General features: G+C 37.5%; 2 protein-coding genes. Both read left to right on the top strand.

The window, feature by feature from the left end:
* A partial coding sequence (locus tag V7137_RS27225) for a DHA2 family efflux MFS transporter permease subunit (RefSeq protein ID WP_335700962.1) occupies positions 1 to 1,448 on the top strand: 1,448 nt, incomplete at its 5' end.
* 128 nt (positions 1,449 to 1,576) lie between these two features.
* Entirely contained in the window at positions 1,577 to 2,176 is a 600-nt protein-coding gene (locus V7137_RS27220) for a branched-chain amino acid aminotransferase (protein WP_335700961.1), read from the top strand.
* The last annotated feature ends 95 nt before the right edge of the window (positions 2,177 to 2,271 follow it).

Here is a 2,271-nt window from a genome sequence, read left to right as displayed (position 1 = left end):
CATTATTAAATATAGCACTGCCTTCGATCATGACTGACTTAAAAATTGACCCATCAACTGGTCAGTGGTTGATAACCGGTTTTATGTTAGTTAATGGAATCTTGATTCCATTATCAGCATTTTTAATTCAAAAATTTTCTGTCCGGCAATTATTCCTAGCAGCCATGCTTTTATTTACGTTAGGAACCGTATTGGCTGGTTTTGCACATGCATTTCCACTGTTATTATCTGGTCGGATGATTCAGGCCTCTGGGTCAGCGATTATGATGCCCTTGTTAATGAATGTAATGTTAACAAGTTTTCCAGTTGAAAAACGTGGATTAGCAATGGGGGTTTTCGGGTTAGTATTAATGTTTGCTCCGGCAATTGGACCGACTTTATCAGGTTGGATTATTGAACATTATGACTGGAGAATGCTTTTCCATTTTGTCACACCAATCGCGATACTCGTCGTTTTGCTTGGCTTTTTCTTGCTTAAAGATAAAAAAGATAAGGTTGATATTCGTCTTGATTTCGTTTCTTTGTTGTTATCAAGCGTTGGTTTTGGCGGAATCCTTTATGGATTTAGTTCAGCTGGAAAAGAAGGATGGGATAGTCCGCAGGTTTATGGGACGCTAGCTGTTGGGATCGTTTCGTTGGTAACATTTATTATGCGTCAATTAAGACAAGAACGGCCACTTCTTAATTTCCGGATTTATAAATATCCAATGTTTGCATTATCTTCTGCCATTTCCATGGTAGTTACAATGGCGATGTTTTCAGGGATGCTTCTTCTTCCAATTTATGTCCAAAATATTCGCGGGATTTCTCCCTTAGATGCGGGTTTAATGTTGTTGCCAGGGGCAGTTCTAATGGCCATTATGATGCCGATTACAGGGAAACTTTTTGATAAGTTCGGTGGTCGTGCACTAGCTATAATTGGTTTAGCGATTACAGTAATAACAAGTTATTTATTAAGTAAATTAACACTGGAAACCACATATACTCATTTAATTATTTTATACACGATCCGTATGTTAGGTTTTTCGATGATAAATATGCCAGTTACGACAAATGGCTTAAACCAGTTGCCGGCACGGTTTTACCCTCACGGTACAGCGATGAATAATACGATGTCACAGGTATCGGGTGCGATTGGTACAGCGTTGTTGGTGACGGTTATGACAACTCGTGCGAAAACACATGCCACCGAACTGATTGCAGCTGCAAAGAAGGCTGTACCAGATCCGTCAGTCAAAATAACGGAAGCCATGCAATTAAAAATGCAGCATGATATTCAAATGAAGGCCATGTTAGAAGGTATTAATGATGCATTCTTTGTAACCGTCTTTATCGCCGGTCTTGCTCTGGTGCTTGCCTTATTTATTAAACGGGCTAGGCAAGCGGAAGATCAAGGTGAAGTAAAACCTTCTACTCATAAGGTAAAAGCGAAATTAGCGGAGAATTAAATTGCACGAGAAAGAGGGGACTTATAGAGTCGCCTCTTTTTTTGATTATAAACATCGTCACATTTGCTTTTTTATAAATAAACAATCAAAATTAGAAGCAGATAAGCGATTCATAGGAGGATATTCTGATGTTAAAAGACCAAATCAAACAGTACATCACTGAACAGCAAAATAGTCCAAACGGAAATATAACCATTTTTAAAGAAGAAAAAGAATATGTTGAAAAGAATCAGTTAGCAGATCAAATACAATTTTTGGAGAAGGATGAGAAGGCGCGCTTCGCTGACGCTTACATAGAGAGATGTGATAAAGAATCTGAAAACATGATCAAAAACGAATCATCATCCTTTTTAAATGAGCCGCTTGATTTCTTAAAAAAGCATAAAAGTGAATTTATCTATGTGGAATCGAATTGGTTTGATATCATTAGTGTCGAAGCTGTTTCTTTAGAAGCAGATGATGTGTTCGGGACTTATGATGTTATGTTAGGTTTAAAACTCCAAAAGAAATTTGAAAAAACGTTAAAGGAAAATTTGAATTTCCTCTTACACGGGGATGAAGCGAAATTTGATTTAATGTTTAGTTTAGAGGATGGCTTATGGAATTTGAATTTTGCCTTAAACTATGTCGATGGTTTTAAGGAAGAGATCACAATAGGTGAGGCGTTCAAGCTCATTTATCGGTTTTTATTTCAGTTGGTGGAAGCGGTGGAAAGGGAACGCAATTAGCATTTGCCAAAGACGCATGGATAATAATCGATCCATGCGTTTTATGATTCATTCGCTTTAATGAGAGGAGAGATGGTAATAGATGCGAGTCATTT

It is taken from the genome of Neobacillus drentensis, from assembly GCF_036962765.1.
In the GTDB taxonomy this organism is placed as follows: Bacteria; Bacillota; Bacilli; order Bacillales; family Cytobacillaceae; genus Neobacillus; species Neobacillus drentensis_C.
Note: the sequence above shows the minus strand (reverse complement) of the source record. Positions and strands in the feature narration are given on the sequence as shown.

Bases quoted from the DNA above. Each gene is read 5' to 3' on its own strand.
- V7137_RS27220 (WP_335700961.1), top strand. From the start codon at position 1,577: ATGTTAAAAGACCAAATCAAACAGTACATCACTGAACAGCAAAATAGT.